A 449-nucleotide genomic window follows, 5' to 3' on the forward strand; every position below is an offset into this window, starting at 1 on the left:
TGTTCCAGCACTTTACGATTGAGCAGCAAGCCCAGCTGATCACCGCGCAGGGCACAGACACCTATACGGTGATCCCTACAGCTGCCAAACAGTCTTACTATCCTGCTTCCTCGGCTCAAAAACGACTGTATATTTTGAGCCATCTGGACGGTGGGGAGGTCAGCTACAATATGCCGGGTGTATTAGTCGTGGAGGGGCCGCTTCAGGCAGATCGACTGGAGGATGCGTTCCGTCAGTTAATAGCCCGCCATGAAACGCTGCGAACTTCCTTCGAAATGGTGGACGGCGAGGTTGTTCAGCGGGTTTACGATCAGGTAGCGTTTGCAGTAGAGCGCCTGCAGGCCCATGAGTCCGAAGCCGAAGCCTATATCGAGTCTTTTGTACGCAGCTTCGATCTTCAGCAGGCACCTCTGCTGCGTGTCCGTCTCATTCAAACCGGACCCGAACGT

Annotated in this window: 1 protein-coding gene; it reads left to right on the forward strand. The window is 54.6% G+C overall.

Annotated elements, in window-relative coordinates:
* A partial coding sequence (locus HFE01_RS26495) for a condensation domain-containing protein (RefSeq protein WP_167442911.1) occupies positions 1-449 on the forward strand: 449 nt, incomplete at both ends.

It is taken from the genome of Paenibacillus sp. EKM10P, assembly GCF_011800655.1.
GTDB lineage: Bacteria > Bacillota > Bacilli > Paenibacillales > Paenibacillaceae > Paenibacillus > Paenibacillus polymyxa.